At 72.3% G+C, this 16251-nt stretch carries 13 protein-coding genes; 3 read left to right on the plus strand and 10 right to left on the minus strand.

Translation table 11 applies throughout. The features are described 5' to 3' along the window. Nucleotides 1-4 precede the first annotated feature (4 nt). The 6 genes from ABGB21_RS08825 to ABGB21_RS08850 all read right to left on the minus strand — a co-directional run bounded on the left by ABGB21_RS08825 (nucleotide 5) and on the right by ABGB21_RS08850 (nucleotide 6578). Complete coding sequence (locus ABGB21_RS08825; RefSeq protein ID WP_347677279.1) at nucleotides 5-1255, minus strand: S8 family serine peptidase; 1251 nt, start codon at nucleotides 1253-1255, stop codon at nucleotides 5-7. Continuing rightward, nucleotides 1252-3285: a S8 family serine peptidase gene (locus ABGB21_RS08830; protein WP_347677281.1), complete on the minus strand. Its 2034-nt coding sequence runs from the start codon at nucleotides 3283-3285 to the stop codon at nucleotides 1252-1254. Before ABGB21_RS08830 ends, ABGB21_RS08825 begins: the two co-directional genes overlap by 4 nt. Nucleotides 3286-3464: 179 nt before the next feature. Then, nucleotides 3465-4814: a hypothetical protein gene (locus ABGB21_RS08835; protein WP_347677283.1), complete on the minus strand. Its 1350-nt coding sequence runs from the start codon at nucleotides 4812-4814 to the stop codon at nucleotides 3465-3467. Nucleotides 4815-5148: 334 nt separating this feature from the next. Further along, nucleotides 5149-5655: a hypothetical protein gene (locus ABGB21_RS08840; protein ID WP_347651200.1), complete on the minus strand. Its 507-nt coding sequence runs from the start codon at nucleotides 5653-5655 to the stop codon at nucleotides 5149-5151. Between the two features lie 17 nt (nucleotides 5656-5672). Further along, nucleotides 5673-6140, minus strand: a complete 468-nt coding sequence (locus tag ABGB21_RS08845; protein WP_347651201.1) for a hypothetical protein — start codon at nucleotides 6138-6140, stop codon at nucleotides 5673-5675. A gap of 27 nt (nucleotides 6141-6167) precedes the next feature. Then, nucleotides 6168-6578: a hypothetical protein gene (locus ABGB21_RS08850; protein ID WP_347651202.1), complete on the minus strand. Its 411-nt coding sequence runs from the start codon at nucleotides 6576-6578 to the stop codon at nucleotides 6168-6170. A 271-nt stretch (nucleotides 6579-6849) separates the two neighbouring features. Between ABGB21_RS08850 and ABGB21_RS08855 the strand changes: the two genes are divergently transcribed. After that, on the plus strand, nucleotides 6850-7842 hold the full coding sequence (locus ABGB21_RS08855) for a helix-turn-helix domain-containing protein (RefSeq protein ID WP_347651203.1): 993 nt from the start codon (nucleotides 6850-6852) through the stop codon (nucleotides 7840-7842). Nucleotides 7843-7888: 46 nt separating this feature from the next. Here the strand turns inward: ABGB21_RS08855 and ABGB21_RS08860 are convergent, their stop codons facing one another. The 3 genes from ABGB21_RS08860 to ABGB21_RS08870 all read right to left on the minus strand — a co-directional run bounded on the left by ABGB21_RS08860 (nucleotide 7889) and on the right by ABGB21_RS08870 (nucleotide 10168). Further along, complete coding sequence (locus ABGB21_RS08860) at nucleotides 7889-9061, minus strand: acyl-CoA dehydrogenase family protein (protein WP_347677285.1); 1173 nt, start codon at nucleotides 9059-9061, stop codon at nucleotides 7889-7891. 135 nt (nucleotides 9062-9196) lie between these two features. Next, nucleotides 9197-9706, minus strand: a complete 510-nt coding sequence (locus tag ABGB21_RS08865) for a hypothetical protein (protein WP_347651205.1) — start codon at nucleotides 9704-9706, stop codon at nucleotides 9197-9199. A 9-nt stretch (nucleotides 9707-9715) separates the two neighbouring features. Then, nucleotides 9716-10168, minus strand: coding sequence for a hypothetical protein (locus ABGB21_RS08870; protein WP_347651206.1), 453 nt, complete (start codon nucleotides 10166-10168; stop codon nucleotides 9716-9718). A gap of 195 nt (nucleotides 10169-10363) precedes the next feature. On the opposite strand from ABGB21_RS08870, the gene ABGB21_RS08875 reads away from it, so the two are divergent. After that, nucleotides 10364-11137: an SDR family oxidoreductase gene (locus ABGB21_RS08875; protein WP_347651207.1), complete on the plus strand. Its 774-nt coding sequence runs from the start codon at nucleotides 10364-10366 to the stop codon at nucleotides 11135-11137. Nucleotides 11138-11199: 62 nt separating this feature from the next. On the opposite strand, the gene ABGB21_RS08880 is transcribed toward ABGB21_RS08875, so the two are convergent. Continuing rightward, a complete protein-coding gene (locus ABGB21_RS08880) occupies nucleotides 11200-14073 on the minus strand; it encodes a M14 family zinc carboxypeptidase (RefSeq protein WP_347677287.1) in 2874 nt (957 codons plus the stop codon). A gap of 539 nt (nucleotides 14074-14612) precedes the next feature. Here ABGB21_RS08880 and ABGB21_RS08885 point away from each other — a divergent pair. Further along, complete coding sequence (locus tag ABGB21_RS08885) at nucleotides 14613-16040, plus strand: UDP-glucose/GDP-mannose dehydrogenase family protein (protein WP_347651209.1); 1428 nt, start codon at nucleotides 14613-14615, stop codon at nucleotides 16038-16040. Nucleotides 16041-16251: the final 211 nt, after the last annotated feature.

Raw genomic sequence — 16251 nt, forward strand, 5'->3', positions numbered from 1 at the left:
GGATTCAGGGGCGCCAGCGGCGGCGCCGGCCCGACCGGACGGTCAGCATCGACAGGTAACCGACGCCGGCCGCGCCGACGATGCCGGCCGCGACCCACCCGGCGACCGTCTTCGCCGGGTCGGCCGGTGCCCTGGCCGGGATCGGGACGAACGCCGCCTGCTCCACCGACCGGGGGGTGTCCGCGAGGTCGAGCACGGTCATCGCGCCGTACAGGTCGAGCGTGCCGTAGCCGACCCCCGGTGCCGGCCACTCGCCGAGCGGGTGCTCGGCGGTCAACTCCAGTCGACGTCGCACCTCCGCCTCGGAGAGCCGGGGATGGTAGGCGCGGACCAGTGCGGCGGCTCCGGCGACGTACGCCGCCGCGACCGCCGGCCCGCCGACCGCGAAGTGGCCGGTGCCCCGGGGCGCGACGCTGACCGCGCCCTCCGCCGGTGCGAGCAGGTCCACGCCAGCCTCGGCCGGCGACTTCTCGGTGGGTACGCCCTTCGAGTTGATGCCGCCGACCGCGAGGACGTTCCGGTCGGCGGCCGGATACCACGGTGGTGGCGGTTGCCCGGTTGTCGACGGCTTCACGTCGGAGACGCTGGCGACCAGCACGATGTCCCGGGCGACGGCCGCCCGTACCGCCGCACGCAGCTCCGCGTCCGGCTCGGGGGTGCCGACGCCGAGCAGGATCACGTCCACTCCGGCCGCCGTCGCCGCCCGGATCCCGGCGGCGATCGCCCCGGTCGCCACCTCTCCTCTGCCGTCCACGATCCGGATCGGCAGTACGGTCGCGCCGGGTGCGACCCCGACGAACACGCTTCCGGTGACCGGCCGCGCCGCGACGATGCCGGCCAACGCGGTACCTCGACCGATGCAGTCCTGGTCGGCCCGGCCCCCACGCACCACGTCGGTGCCACGCCGGACGGCCCCGGTCAGCCCGGAGGCGGCGGCGCTGACCCCCGTGTCGACCACCGCCACGAGTACGCCCTCGCCGCTGCTCAACGGCCAGACGTCCGTCGGCGCCGTCCGACCCAGCGCCCACGGGGTGTGCTGGGCCACGGTCGGCGACTCGCCCACGCAGGTGCCGTTGGTGACCTGGGGCAGCCCGGGCGGTTCCGCCACGGCGTACCGGGCCACCGCGATCCGGTTCACCGCACCTGGTGTTCCGGCACCGGCCCGGGCGGGCGGCGACGGCAGCACGCCGGTACCGCCGACGAGCAGCAGCGCCGCGACGGTCAGCCGGGCCGCACGTCGGACCTGCACGGTCACGCGCGGGCGGCGGGCCCGGCCGGGTCTGTTCCCGGCTCCCCCGTACTCTGCCCGGGCCCGGTGCCGCTGTCCGGCCCGGGTTCGGTGCCGCCGTCCGGGCTGGTGCCGGCGGACTTCGGGGTCCCGGGTACGCCGTCGACCGCCGTCCCGCTGCCACTGTCGGCGCCGGAGTCCGTACCGGCCGGGTTCCGCCCGTCGTCGTCCGGGATCGACGGGCCGGCGGTACCGGTGTCGCCGCCGTCCGGTCCGGTTCCCGCCCCGCCGGTACGCCGCCTCCTGCCACCGATCACGAGCAGGCGGGCGGCGGCGGCCTCCGCCGGGGCGGGTGCCCGTCGGGTCAGTACCGCGGCGGCGGCCAGTCCCACCACCACCAGCAGGGAGATGGTGAGAATCCGCACCGGGCCGAAGCCGTCGGTCTCGGCGGGTCGGGGTGGCGCCTCCTCGGCGAGCGCCAGGGTCACCGCGGCATTCGGATTGACCATTCCCCAGCCGACGGCCGGATCCGGGCCGTCCTGACCGGCGCGGTCCGCGGTCACCTTGATCCGGTGCGCCACCTGCGCCGCGTTCAGGTTCGGGAAGGCGGAGCGGACCAGGGTCACCGCCCCGGCGACGTACGCGACCGCGTACTGGGAGCCGCTGCTGGCCCGTACCCCGGACCTTCCGGCGCCGAGGGTGGCCACGTCGATGCCGGGTGCGGTGACGTCCACACCGGACGGTCGGTAGTTCGCCGCCGGTTGCCCGTCCGGGCCGACGCCGGCGACCCGCAGCAGGCCGTCCAGGGCTGCCGGCGCCGGGGTGGGCGAGCCGTCCGGTGCTGCCGACGTCGGAGGCGGCGGGCCGCCGGCGACGGTCGGTGCGCCCGCCACCACCACGACGTCGTGCGCGACCGCGGAGCGGATCGCGTCCTGCACGGCGTTGTCCGCGAGGTCCACGAAACCACCGAGCGCGACTACCCGGGCGCCGGCGGTGACCGCGACCTCGATCGCGGTGGCGGAGTCGGCCGGCTTGGCCTGCGGCGCCTCCGCCACCACCCGCAGCGGCAGAATGGTGGCGCCGGGCGCCATCCCGACCACCTGGTCGCGCCGGGCCGCGTCGGATCCGGTCGGACGGGCACCGAGGATGCTCGCCATCGCGGTCCCCGAGCCCAGGCAGTCGACGTCGCCCCGGCCGCGTCCGGTCGGGATGTCCGCGCCCAGCGCGACCCGGCCGCTCAGCTCCGGCACGCTGGCGTCCACTCCGGAGTCGACCACCGCGACCAGCACGCCCTCACCCTGGGTACGACCCCAGGCCTGGTCCGCCGCCATCCGGTCCCGGGCCCAGCCGGAGTCCGGGCGGGACGGTACCGAGTTCGTGCACGTGCCGGGCGACGTGGAGGAGCCGTCCCGACCGGGGCTCGCCGGGGTCGTGGGTGTGCCCGGGCTGGCCGGGGTGGTAGGTGTCGGGCTGGCCGGGGTGGTAGGTGTCGGGCCTGCCGGACCGCCAGGGCTCGCAGAGCTGGCAGGAGTGGTGGGCGGCGTGGTCGCCGGCCGGTGGGGCGGCACCGGGGGCGCCCCGGCCGAGGGCGGCGGGACGGTGGGCGACACGGGAGGTTCGGTGGGCGACGCCGGAGGTTCGGTGGGCAGCAGTCCCATCCGCACCCCGTCCCCGTACGCGTCCCAGGGCAGCACCAACGACCAGCCGGCCCGGACCTGCTTCGAGTCGGTCAGCGCCCCGCCGTCCGGCTGTCGCCGTCCGACGTTGAGCCGGTAGATCTCCTCCGCCCGCCCCGGCGCGCCGAGCAGCCGCCCGGCGATCGAGGTCAGGCTCTCTGGAGCATCCTGGGGCGGCACCGGGACGGTGTAGTACTTGACGTAGTCGCCGTCGCCGGTCGGCGGGGTCGGTGCCGGCGACAGCGCGGCCGGCGCGGCCACCGGGGCCAGCTCCGGCGCGACCGCGGCCACCGGCTGCCCCGGGCCGGCCATCTGGGTCAGTACGGCCACCAGGGCCACGCAGCCGAGCAGACTGCCAAGGACCCGCAGCCTCGACCACACGGATGCCCACCTCCGCTTTCCCGACACGCCCACGCTCCGCCTCGCGGTCAGCCCAACCGGAACCCTCGTCCCGACGACGGTGCCGACCGCCGTCCGGTTCAATTCGGATGCGGAAAAGTGGCATCGCGGACTACGTAGCCCGGAGTCACGGCGGACTGTGACGCCTGGAGTACCGGAGGCTATCCGGTCACCCGCACCGACCAGCGGCCCCGCAGTACCTCGCCGACCAGCAGCGGCACCACCCGGTGCCGGGTCCGGGTGGCCAGTCCCCGGGCGGCGGCCAGCTCGGCACCCCGGAGTCCGCCGCTGATCAGGACGCCCGGCTCGGCCAGGGACGCGATGTCGTGATCGTCGAGTGGGAACGTCGCCAGCCGCCGGTAGCCGGCCGGGACCTCGGCACCGAGCGCGTCCCCGACGACCGTCACCGCCACGCCGGCCACGTGGAGCTGCTCGGCGAGGGCCAGGGCGACCCGGCGGGCGGCCGACGGCGTACCGCTGACGGTGAAGACGTCCGGCGCGGCGCCGAGGTCGACGAAGAACCGCCACCCGTCCTGCCGCCCGAGCACGACCGGCATCGTCGCCGCCGGGAGCGGTTCGTTCCCGAGCCAGGCGTACGGGGCCCCGGCGCCCTCGGAGTTCACCCCGAGCAGACGGACGTTGAGCCGGTTCGGCAGGTCACCGGCCAACGGCTGGAGGTCGACCAGCACCCGCCCCGACGACGTGTCCACCGCCGGCCGCGCGGTCGATGCCGGACCACCCTCAGGGGCGGGCCCACGCGGCGCCGGTACGACGGCAGCCGGCCCGGCGGCCCCATGCCCGGCCGCGGCCGGCACCGCCACCGGCCCGACGTCCGGAGAGTGGGCCGTCACCGGCTCGACGTCCGGGGACTCGGCCGCCACCGGCTCGGCCCCGTTCCGTGACCGACGACCGCGGCGGAGCAGCCGCAGCGCCCACGCGATCAACAACGACATCACCAGCAGACCGGCGGCACCGATCAGGTACGGGGTCGCACCGCCGCCGGACGATCCGGCTCCCCCGCCGTCGGCGGACCGCTCCGGCGGCGTCGGGGACTGCGACGGAAGCGGACCGATCCGGACGTCCGGGCCGGCCGCGTCCGGGGGCAGCTGCAGGATCCAGCCCGGACGCAACGCCGACAACGGATCGTCGAGTCGACCGCCGTCCGGCTGGTGGCGGTCCCGGTTGAGTTCAAAAATCTCCCGGAACCGGTTGCCGTCGCCGAGGGTCCGCACCGCGATCTGGTACAGGTGCTCGCGCACACCGTCCCGGGGCGCCCCGACCACGTAGTACCGGGGCACGCCTGGGCTGACCGCCGGACCGGTCTGCCGCGGGGTGGGAGCCGGGGTCGACGCGGCGAGCACCGGCGTGGGTACGGACGTCGCCCCGATCAGCGGGACGGTGGCGAGTAACAGCAGGACGGCCCCGGAGCGCAGGTGCCCCGTGGCGGCGCGGGAACGTGCTTTCCCGCCCCACCCGTGCCGACCAGGCCGGGCCGTGACCGCGCTGCCCATACCCGCACCGTCCTCCCCAGTCCGCAGACCGCCGCAGGTCCGCCCAGACGGTACGCGAGTCGTGCCGGCCGCCGATCAGCGCGCACCACCAACGCAGACTCGGTCAGCGAACCAACCGAAAGATCAAGTGACGTTGGAGTACCAACTAACTGCGGACCCCATACTGGTTCGATACGTCCACCGATCCGATAATGCAACGGCGCGGCCGCCCGAGGCACCGCATCCGTCGATCTCGGGGTCGTCCGCCGAGCCCGGTCGGGGGCGAGGTCATGTCCCCCGACCGGGCTGGTGTGGACCGTAGCCGACCGTCCCTCGTCGGCCGCCCCGGGAGGGTTCAACCGCAGTGCACCGGACCGATGGTCCGTTCCTGGTCGAGGTACTCGGCCCAGATCATGATGCACCGCCCGGCCGTGTTGTCCACCCGAACCGGTCCGGCGTAGTACTCCCAGGCGTTCCGGTCGTCATCGAAGTCGACCGGCTCGCACGGGAAGCCGGGGTTGCCGGTTGGGCAGACCCCGATCCCCACATTGAGGTACTGGGCGGTGCCCCGACCGACGTTCTTCTGGGCCCAGGCGCAGTTCGTCCCCCCGTTGGCGCTGGAATAGTAGACGAAGACCGACACCTGGCCGTTGAAGAAGTCCCGGTGCGGACTCAGCTCCGAACCCGGGCAGCTGCCTCCGGGGCTCAGCTTGGCGTGCGCGCTGGCCGGGCCGGGAGCCGCGACAACGCCGAGCGCGACCAGTAGGAGAATCAGGCCCGCACCGAGTACGGCACGTGGCTGGGAGCGCCGTACCGGCCGGGGGGCATCGGTCCGTGCGAGCGGACGTGACGTTGCCAGCATGGTTGGTCTCCGTTCTGTCAGCAGCGGGGCAGGCCGGGGTGGAACCCGTCGTACCCCGTCCGGATGTTGGTGTCCGAGGCGAAGAAGTACGTCATTCCGGAGAGCACCCGGTCCCAGATGGCGCTCGTGCCGTAGTAACCGGTGACGGTGTCGCCGAGGGTCTGGCAGTCGACGGTGACGTAGCCCCCATTCGGGACCTGCAGATCCGACGAGCAGCTCAGCCGGGGGCAACTGCGGAGGTTCATGGCAGGGCCGCCGGTGTTGACCTGGAAGACCAGGGCGGCGACCTGGTCGCCGTCGTCGGGCGTACCGGCCGACGGCCCGGCGGCGGCTCGCTCCGCAGGTGCCGTGACGGCCGCAGCCCGGCCGGTCGATCCGCCGTCACTGGCGTACGTGGCAGTGGCGGTCAGCGGCAGGGCGAGGCTGGCTGCGGCCAGGACGCCGAGCAACCCGACGAGGCGGCGGCGGAGGGTGGATCGAGGCATGGTGCTTTCTCCTCTGTCGTCTGGGGGCTAGCAACGGGGCAGGCCGGGGTGGAACCCGTCGTACCCGGTCCGAATGTTGGTGTCCGAGGCGAAGCCGATCGGGCCGTTGAAGGCGACGATCCGGTCCCAGACGGCGCTGGTGCCGAGGTTGCCGGTGACGGTCTCGCCGCGCCTCTGACAGTCGACGGTGACGAACGTGCCGTTCGAGATCGTCGTGACGACGCCGCAACTCAGCTGGGCACAACTGCGGATGTTCGTCGCCGGGCCGCCGGTGCTCACCGTGAACGTCATCTCGACTGCGGCGGGCCCGACGCCACCACCCTGTCGTGGGGACGCCGAAACATCGGCGGCGGCCGGCACCGCCGACGCGACGGTGTACATCGCACCCGTCACCAGTGACATGGCGAGGGCGCCCGACACTCTGCGGGCTACTTGCATGAGGTGATCTCCTCTGGTCGATCGCGGGAACAGACGTCCGCGCGGTTCATTTCCTTCCCTGCCCAGAGTTCCGGAGTTCGCGAGAGGAGTCGTTGGCACCGGGGACGCACAGATGTCTGACAATATGTCTACGCCGACCCCGGCGCCGTGGACCACTCGAGGCCCGAGTGAGTCGGAAATGCGTCAGGCCGGTCGAGTCGCAATATATTGATGATGATCGTCAATGCGTGATAGGCAGGAACGACAGGGCGGGGACCAGCGACGGGGGCTGATGATGGTCGAGATCACCATGTTCCGGACCGAGGATGTTCCCAGGGCCGAGCGGTTCGGGGTCTGGTGTGAACAGATGACCAACCTGGCAGCACCAATGCGGATGACCAGCGATCACGCAGCTGACTTCCAGGCACGTGCGCGCATTCTGCGCCTTGGCGCCACCCAGGTGTGGCCGACGACCATACAGCCGATGCGGTGCCACCGCACCCCGAAGCTGGCCCGGCAGTCCGCTCCCGAGATGTACCATCTCTCGCTCATCCTGGACGGGGCGATCGGCATCGATCAGGCCGGCGAGCATGCCATACACCGCCAACACGACCTGTACGTCGCCGACATGTCCCGGCCCTTCGACTGTCACCTGTTCGGCGGCGGCGCTGGACCCATCGAGGCGATCGGGCTCAGGATCCCCAAGTCGCTGCTACCGCTGCCCGAGCGCGAGGTGGAAAAGCTCCTGGCCCGGCGGTTGCCGGGCCAGCACGGGCTCGGGGCGCTGGTGATGGGACTCGCCATCCGGCTGGGCGCCGAGGCCGACATTTACCGACCCGCCGACGGACCTCGCCTGGGCGCGGTCCTGGTCGACCTGGTGTCGGCGCTGTTCGCCCACACGCTCGACGCCGAACGCATACTTCCCCCCGACACCCACCGCCGGACCCTGATGCTGCGGATCCGGGCGTTCATCCAGCAACATCTCCATAACCCGGACCTGACCGCGGGCAGCATCGCCGCCGCACACCACATCTCCGTCAGCTACCTGCACCGGCTGTTCGAAACGGAGGAGGCGACCGTCGCCGCGTGGATCCGCCAGCAGCGCCTGGAACGGGCCCGCCGGGACCTCGCCGACCCCGCCATGCTGAGCACGCCGATCCACGAGATCGCCAGTCGATGGGGCTACCCCGATGCGGCGGTCTTCAGCCGTACGTTCCGCTCCGCGTACGGCATGCCGCCACGAGACTTCCGCGGCCGGCACCTGCAGGCAACGATGGGGCAATAAGCCGACCTGCGCCGTTCAGGGAATCGGTATTGCCTGGGAAGACAGTTCAGCTGACGCCCTTGAGGAGCTGCCGGGCCATGACGATCCGCTGCACCTGGTTGGTGCCCTCGTAGATCTGAGTGATCTTGGCGTCCCTCATCATCCGCTCGACCGGGTAGTCGCGGGTGTAGCCGTACCCGCCGAGGAGTTGGACCGCGTCGGTGGTGATCGCCATCGCGGCGTCCGAGGCGAAACACTTCGCCGCCGCCCCGAAGTAGGTCAGGTCGGCGTCGCCGCGCTCCGACTTCCCGGCCGCCGCGTACGTCAACTGCCGGGCCGCCTCCAGCTTCATGCCCATGTCGGCGAGCATGAACTGCACACCCTGGAAGTCGGCGACCGGCGTGCCGAACTGCTTGCGCTCCTTGACGTACCCCATGGCGTAGTCGAGCGCGCCCTGCGCGATCCCGACCGCCTGGGCGGCGATGGTGACCCGGGTGTGGTCCAGGGTCCGCATCGCGGTCGCGAAGCCGGTGCCCGGCGCGCCGATCATCCGGTCCGCCGGAATCCGTACGTCGTCGAGGTAGACCTCGCGGGTCGGCGATCCCTTGATCCCGAGCTTCTTCTCCGGTGCCCCGAAGCTGACCCCCGGGTCGGACTTCTCCACCACGAAGGCGGAGATGCCCCGGCTGCGGGCGGTCGGGTCGGTCACCGCGAAGACGGTGTAGAACTCGGAGACCCCGGCGTTGGTGATCCAGCGCTTGACGCCGTTCAGCACGTAGTGGTCGCCGTCCGCGACGGCCCGGGTGGTCATCGAGGCCGCGTCGCTGCCCGCCTCCGGCTCGGAGAGGCAGTACGAGAACATCGCCTCACCGCTGGCCACCGGCGGTAGGTAGCGGCGCTTCAACTCCTCGGAGGCGGCGAGCAGCAGCGGCATGGTGCCGAGCTTGTTCACCGCCGGGATCAGGCTGGACGCGGCGCAGGCCCGGGCCACCTCCTCGATCACGATGGCGGTGGCGAGCGCGTCGGCGCCGGCTCCGCCGTACTGCTCGGGGATGTGCGGGGCGTGGAAGTCGGCGGCGCGCAGTGCCTCGTACGACTGCTTCGGGAACTCGCCGGTCTCGTCCGCCACTGCGGCGTTCGGGGCGACCTTCGCGTCGCAGACCTCGCGGACCGCCTCCCGGATCGCCTGGTGCTCCTCGGGCACCTGGTACGCGTCGAACTCCGACCCGGCACTGCTCATCGCGGCCCTCCCCGTCGCTCGTCGCCGGCGGCTGCCCGGCCGGCTCCCCGAGGATACTCGTGGGTAACCACGCTTTGGCACCCCCGGGCACCCGACTCCGTCCGCGCGACGCCCGCCCGGCGCCCCTGGCCGCGACTACTCCAGCCGGGAGAAGTCCATGATCCAATTGGTCCGCCAGGTGGCGCCACCGTCGTAGGAGAACGCCTGCTCCCAACGCGCACTGGTCGGGCTGTTGCTGACCCACTGGAAGCGGACCTTCACCGCACGACCGTTCAGGATCTCGTCGCAGAAGAACTGGCCGAGCCCGTCGCTCCAGGAGCCCTCCATCGGAGCGTCGAGATGACCCGGACGCCGGCTCGACGCCCACCAGATCCGCCACACCCGCGCCTCGGGATCGAACTGCCGGAGCGTGAAACCCTCGAACGGTTCGCCGCCCGGCGGGGCCTCGGCGGACATCCGGTCGACGTGACCAAGCCCGCCGAGCACCGGCTCGACCTGCGAGACCGCGCCGAACTCCACCCACTCGTCGCAGTCCGGATCGGTACCGTCGACGAGCTTGCGGTTGTGCACCGACCACCTGCCGAAGATGAAATCGAAATCGGCGCGTCCGTCGGAGACGACGGAGACCGGAACCGCAGCGGACACGATGGCTCCTCACTGTTGGCCGGAGGCCGAGGGCCGCCAGTGACGTGCATCATGCCGGTACCCCCCGACACCACACACACCGACCCCGCTGCCGTCCGGGGTGGCGAGCTGGGCGAACTCCACTGTTCCGGCCGGCGTGTAGCGGGGTTCGCCACCGATGTCCACCGTCGCCCCGGTCGGCGCGACCACCACCGCGACCCCGGCTCCGCCGTTCTCGTCGACCCGCATGAACATCTCGACCAGACTGTCTCCACCCGCACTGTGCCCGGCGTAGCGCATCTGCCCGGCGTCGGCGCCGGCCGGGCCGGCGTACCAGACGTAGCTCCACCGGGTGAGCAGGCCGAACCGGAGCGGGACCAGCACGAGCGCCACCCGGTGTCCCGGCACGTCGCTGCCGTAGAGCAGCCGGATCCGGCTCCGGTCACCAATCTCCCAGAGCCCGTGCCGGTCGTGGAGCAGCACCTCCGGGCCGTCGGCGCCGATCCGCCCCCGCAGCGCCCAGCCAGGCCCGGTCGCCGACGAGGCTGCCCCGCGGCGCCGCCTCCGCCAACGCCGACGGCCCGGAGGCGATCGCGATACCGGGCGCCCAGCCGGGCGGTCGACGCGACGTCCGATCGCCGCCAGACGTACGGGTCGCCGTCGACCAGGCTCTTCATCATGAACAACGAAGTCCTGAACCACGAGATGACGAAGAACCAGCTTGACGGCAGGGTGGCCGTGGTCACCGGTGGGGGGCGCGGTATCGGCGCCGCCGTGGTGCTCCGGCTGGCCCGGGAGGGCGCCGACGTGGCGTTCACCTTCCAGCACGACAAACACCGCGCCGACGACGTCGTGGAGCAGGTCAGGGCCATGGGACGGCGGGCGCTGGCGATCCAGGCCGACAGTGCCGACCCGGCGGCGGTGGTGGCCGCGGTCGACCGGGTTGCCGACGAGTGGGGTCGGCTGGACATCCTGGTCAACAACGCCGGGGCATTCCTGCTCGGGCCGTTGGAGCAGCTCGGCCTGGCCGATTTCGAGCAGACCATGGCGGTCAACGTCCGGGCGCCGTTCGTCGCCGCGCAGGCCGCGGTCCGGCACATGTCGGCCGGCGGGCGGATCGTCAACATCGGCAGCAACATGGCCGAGCGGGCGGTCTTCCCGGGCTTCTCGCTGTACGCGACGAGCAAGACCGCGATGATCGGCCTGACCAAGGCACTCGGCCGGGAACTGGGCGGCCGGGCGATCACGGTCAACCTGGTGAACCCCGGCGCGACCGACACCGAGTTGAACCCGGCCGACGGCCCGAACGCGGAGACCATCAACGGCTTCACCGCGCTGGGACACTTCGCGGACCCGGCCGACGTCGCGGCCGTGGTGGCCTTCCTCGCCAGCCCGGACGGGCGTTACGTCACCGGGGCGACGGTCAACGTCGACGGCGGATTCACCATCTGACCCCGGCGCCGGGTTGTCCGGAAGGGTCCCTTCCTACCCAGGGAAGGGACCCTTCCGTCCACTCAGGCGGTGAGGGAGCGGAGCGGGATCGCCGCGCCGCGCAGGTCGCGGACGAGGTCGCGCAGGAACGGGTGTTCGTCGGCGGTGAGGCCGTCGGGGTTGGGGATGGTGAGGTAGGCGGAACCGTCGACCTCGGCGACCCGGACGTCACCGGTGTACCGGGCGACAACGGACCGGGTCCGGTTCAGTTCGGTGCTCGACACCTGGATGGTGATCGGGCGCCATTCCCCGCCCAGGTTCTCCGGGGTGGGCGCCGCCGCGGCGGCGGCCCGGGCCGGGTCGACCGTCGGCGCCGTCGAGCGGGCGTCCGGCGACGCGACCGTGGCGCCCGTCGGGGCGAGCAGGGCATTGGCCACCAGGTGCAGGCCGGACTCGTTGTACGCCCGGAACAGCGGGTTGAAGGCGAACAGCACCGCCCGTCCTGCTCCGGTCGGCTCGTCGACCAGCGCGGCCGTGCCCCTGAGCACGTCCGCGTGCACGGTGTAGCCGTTGAGCCAGAACCGCTGGTCGGCCGGGTACGTCAACACGTTCGTCCCGGTGCTGGACGGGCTGAGGATCGAGTCGCCGTTGTTGAACTCGAAGTCCTCGGCCGGCCGTCCGAGCCCGACCGGGCTGCGGCGGTCGACGTCGACCCGCAGGTGCGAGCCGATCACCTGGTAGCCGGTCGGCTTCGGCACCTCGACGGTGGAGGTGAGGCCGGCCGCCCGGGCCATCCGGGTGCCCTGGTTACGCAGCCCGAGGTAGGTGCCGCCGGCCGCCACCCAGGCTCGCAGGTTCGCCTGGCCGGTGGCGGTGAGCCCACCGGTGGGATTGCTGCCGTCCGGCACCAGCAGGACGTCGCGGCCGGTGAAGGCCGGGGTGTTGTCGTTGATGTCGGCGGTGCTGACCGGCGTGAGGTCGAGTCCCCAGCGCTCGCCGAGGACGTACCGGGCCTCGCCGTGCGAGCCGGAGGTGGTGGAGATGCCGGTGCCGGCGAAGAGGCCGACGTCGGGCCGACGCAGTACCGTGCCGGTGGGGCGGGACCGGCCGGCGGTCAGGGTGACGCCGAGGGATTCGGCGAGCCGGTCCCGGGCGCCGGTCAGCGCCGTCGTGGGCAGGGTGACGACGCCGGTCCGCTGGTCGCGGCGCAGTTCGACGCCCTGGTCGAGCAGCGCGAAGGTCAGTTCGGCCGCCGCGGCCGAGTCCAGCGGGTACGCGTACGAGCCGTGTCGTGGTGCGGCGGAGGCGCGGCCGCCCTCGATGTCCCGGACCCGGTGCGCCTTCGGGGCGAGCTTGTCACCGGTGTAGACGGTGTTGACGCCCATCAGCAGCGGGTTGCTCCAGGACGAGACGTCGTAGAAGTACGGGAACGGCACGTACGGGTCCTCGCCCATGACCGCCTGGATCCAGTGTTTCTGCGGCTGCTCCATCGGGATCCAGTACGCCCCCGCCGGCACGGTCAGGTTCTTCGCCGACCGCCCGCCGAAGATCTTCGCGTTCGGTACCTTGACCGGCTTGGTCAGCTCGTACACCTCGACGTCCATCCCGCGAAGCCGTTCGACCAGCCGTCGTACGTCGCCGAGCTGCCGGTCCGGCAGCAGGAAGTACGACCGGACGGTGACGTCCGGGACCGGGAACTGGACCTCGTTGGTCGGCTGGACGACCTCGTTCGGCTCCAGGGTGCCGGCCCGCCCCTGCGCGAGGGCGTCCTGCCAGATGTTGTAGTAGCCGGTGAGGACCTCCCGCTTGTTCGCGGCGGCCCAGCCGAGGGTGGCCCACTGGGTGTGGAACTGCTGCTGCACCCGGTCCGGTACCGCGGACGAGCTGCCCTTCTCGTACGTCATCCCGGCGGCGCCGAAGCCGGTGGTCGGCACCGTGTCGCCGTACCCCATGAAGAACAGGTCGTAGGTGTCGTAGTTGAAGTAGCACTCGCTGGTCACCGTGTCGGTGCAGGCGCCGTTGTAGCCGAAACCGGCGGCGTTGGCGGCACCGATCCGGTTGATCCAGTCGACCGCCTCGCCCGGGGTCTCGTGGTGGATCGGGTCGGCGTTCGGCGGGAAGAAGTACTCGTCGCCGCCCATCTCGTGGGCGTCGACGAAGACCTGGGCCGGGTACCGCCGGAGCAGTTCGACCTTGGCGTCGGTCTCCGGCTGGGTCCGGGCGAACCAGTCGCGGTTGAGGTCGAAGCCGTACTCGTTCTGTCGGCGGCTGGCGTCCCGGCCGTCCGGGTTCTGGGTCGGCACGATGATCGTGACCAGGTTGTCGGTGCGCTGGCGTACCTCGCAGGAGAGGCCGGCGGCCAGCTCGTAGAGGGTCTTCAGCGCGGCGTCGGCGCCGGACTTCTCGCCGCCGTGCACGTTGCCGGTGATCCAGACGATCGCCGGGCTGTCGGCGGCGGTCCGGGCCGCCGTCCGGGCCGAGGTACGCCGCGGGTCGCGCAGGTCCCGGATGTCGTCGGCGATCTTCCGCAGGTTGTCGCCGCGCAGGTGCCGGGAGTCCGAGACGATCGCGTACGGCATCGACTGGCCGAGCACGCTGTCGCCGAGGTTGCCGGTGACCACCCGGTCCGAGGCGGTGTCGACCGCCCGCAGGTAGGACCGGATCTCGTCGTCGGTGACCATCCGCTCCTGGCCGACGCCGAGCGGGAAGCCGAGGTACGCCTCCGGGCTCGGTACGCCGGCGAGTCGGGTGGTCGGGTCGGTGCCGCACCCCGGTCCGCCGTGCCGGGCGGTGGCGGCGGCGGTCGGGGTCGGGTCGGCCGGTCGGGCGGCGGCGGGAGTGGTCGGCAGCAGCGGCAGGGCGACCAGCAGCGCGGCCGCGGCGCCGCCCAGCCTCCGGCCGACGACCGACTTCGGGGGTTCTGTGGGGGTCGTCGGGGAGAACTTCGGAACTGTCATCTGAAGTTCAGGTCCCTTCTGGGGGATTGGGGGGAAAGTGGCTCGGAGCCTATGAGCAGCGATTTCATCCGGTCAAGATCCCAAAGCGGGCAGTCGCGCCGGGGTTGGTTACAAACCGGCCCAGCGGGCAAAACGCGATGGAAGCAGTCACCACCAACTCGACACCCCGTCACCACGCGGCACCCACCAGCCGGTCCCCGCCCCGGCAGATCTGGACTCGACGTGACAGTCAGGGAGCAACCAGACAGCCGCCCGTCGGTAGCCCGGCGGATGACCCCCTCGGCCCGCCGGCCGGGGGTCGCCCCACCCGACCGGTCGTCCGGCTGTGAAGATGCCGACCGTACGTGCGCCGGGCAGCGGCCTCCGCGTAGGCTCAGCGCTTGTCGTCGCCCGCGTCGGCGGCCGACTCGCCGGCCACGCAGGCGCGACACCGAGGTGTACAAGGCCCACAATGTCCGACATCGGCGCTGTCCTGGCGGTGCCGACCTCCCGACCGCGACGCAACGTAGCGCCGCCAAGCGCGAGCGGAGAACACAGGCGTGACGATTCCGTACCCGAGCACTCAACCCATGCCGGCGATCCCCGCGGTGACCCCGCCCTCCGGCGCCTCCCGCCCGCGACTGACCTTCCTCGGCACCGGTTACCTGGGCGCGACGTACGCGATCTGTTTCGCCGAGCTCGGCTACGAGGTGATCGGCTTCGACGTCGACGCCGAGAAGATCGCCAAGCTGGCCGGCGGTGAGGTCCCGTTCCACGAGCCCGGCCTGGACGAGCTGCTCAAGCGCAACCTGACCGCCGGCCGGCTGCGGTTCAGCACCGACATCGCCGAGACCGCCGAGTTCGGCGACGTGCACTTCATCTGCGTCGGCACCCCGCAGCGGGCCGACGGGATGGGTGCCGACCTGTCGTACGTCGAGGCGGCCGTCACCGGCCTCTCCCAGCACCTCACCCGCAAGGCGCTGATCGTCGGCAAGTCCACCGTGCCGGTCGGCACCGCCGAGTGGATCGAGCAGCTGGTCGGCAAGCACGCCGAGGCCGACCTCGGCGTCGAGGTCGCCTGGAGCCCCGAGTTCCTGCAGGAGGGCTTCGCGGTCGAGGACGTGCTCCGGCCCAACCGGATCGTGGTCGGGGTCAAGAGCGAGTGGGCCAACGGCATGCTCTACGCCGCCCACAAGGGCGTCTTCGACCTGGCCGCCACCGAGGACCGGGAGGTCCCGCTGGTGGTCACCGACTTCGCCACCGCCGAGCTGGTCAAGGTCGCCGCGAACGCCTTCCTGGCCACCAAGATCTCGTTCATCAACGCGATGGCCGAGGTCTGCGAGGTCGCCGGTGGCGACGTCACCCAGCTCGCCCGGGCGATCGGCTACGACCCCCGGATCGGCAACCGGTTCCTGCAGGCCGGCGTCGGCTTCGGCGGCGGCTGCCTGCCCAAGGACATCCGGGCGTTCCAGGCCCGGGCCCAGGAACTCGGCGCCGGCGAGGCGCTGCGCTTCCTGCACGAGGTCGACCTGATCAACCTGCGCCGCCGCAGCCGGGTGCTGCAGCTCGCCGCCGAACTGCTCGGCCGCCGCTACGGTCCGGCCGGCCCCGACCTCTCCGGCACCCGGATCGCCGTCCTCGGCGCCACCTTCAAGCCGAACTCCGACGACGTCCGGGACGCCCCCTCGCTCGCCGTCGCCGCCGCGCTGGCCAAGGCCGGTGCCGACGTGCACGTGTACGACCCGCAGGGCATGGAGAACGCCCGACGGGAGCGGCCCGAGCTGTCGTACGAGCCGAGCATGAACGACGCGGCGCGCGGTGCCGACCTGGTCTGCGTACTGACCGAGTGGGCCGACTTCCGCAACGCCGACCCGGTGGTCCTCGGTGACCTGGTCGCCGGCCGCCGGGTGGTGGACGGGCGCAACTGCCTCGACTCGACACTGTGGACCCAGGCGGGCTGGGACTACCGGGGCATGGGCCGGCCGTAAGGACCGCCGATCCGACGCCGCCCGGGTCGCCCGGGAGGCCGACGGACATAAATTCGACTCCGACTTGCCGGCCGTGGACCCCGCGTGGTCCACGGCCGGACTCTTAGGATCTCCTCAGGCGGATTCACACGCGAACGGGGGCTGTTCAACGCCGGCCCGGCTTGGGCATGCTTCGGGGAGGGTCCGGGACGCGGCCTCGGCCGGGGCTGGA

The sequence above is a fragment of the Plantactinospora sp. B24E8 genome (assembly GCF_039871735.1).
Lineage (GTDB): Bacteria > Actinomycetota > Actinomycetes > Mycobacteriales > Micromonosporaceae > Plantactinospora.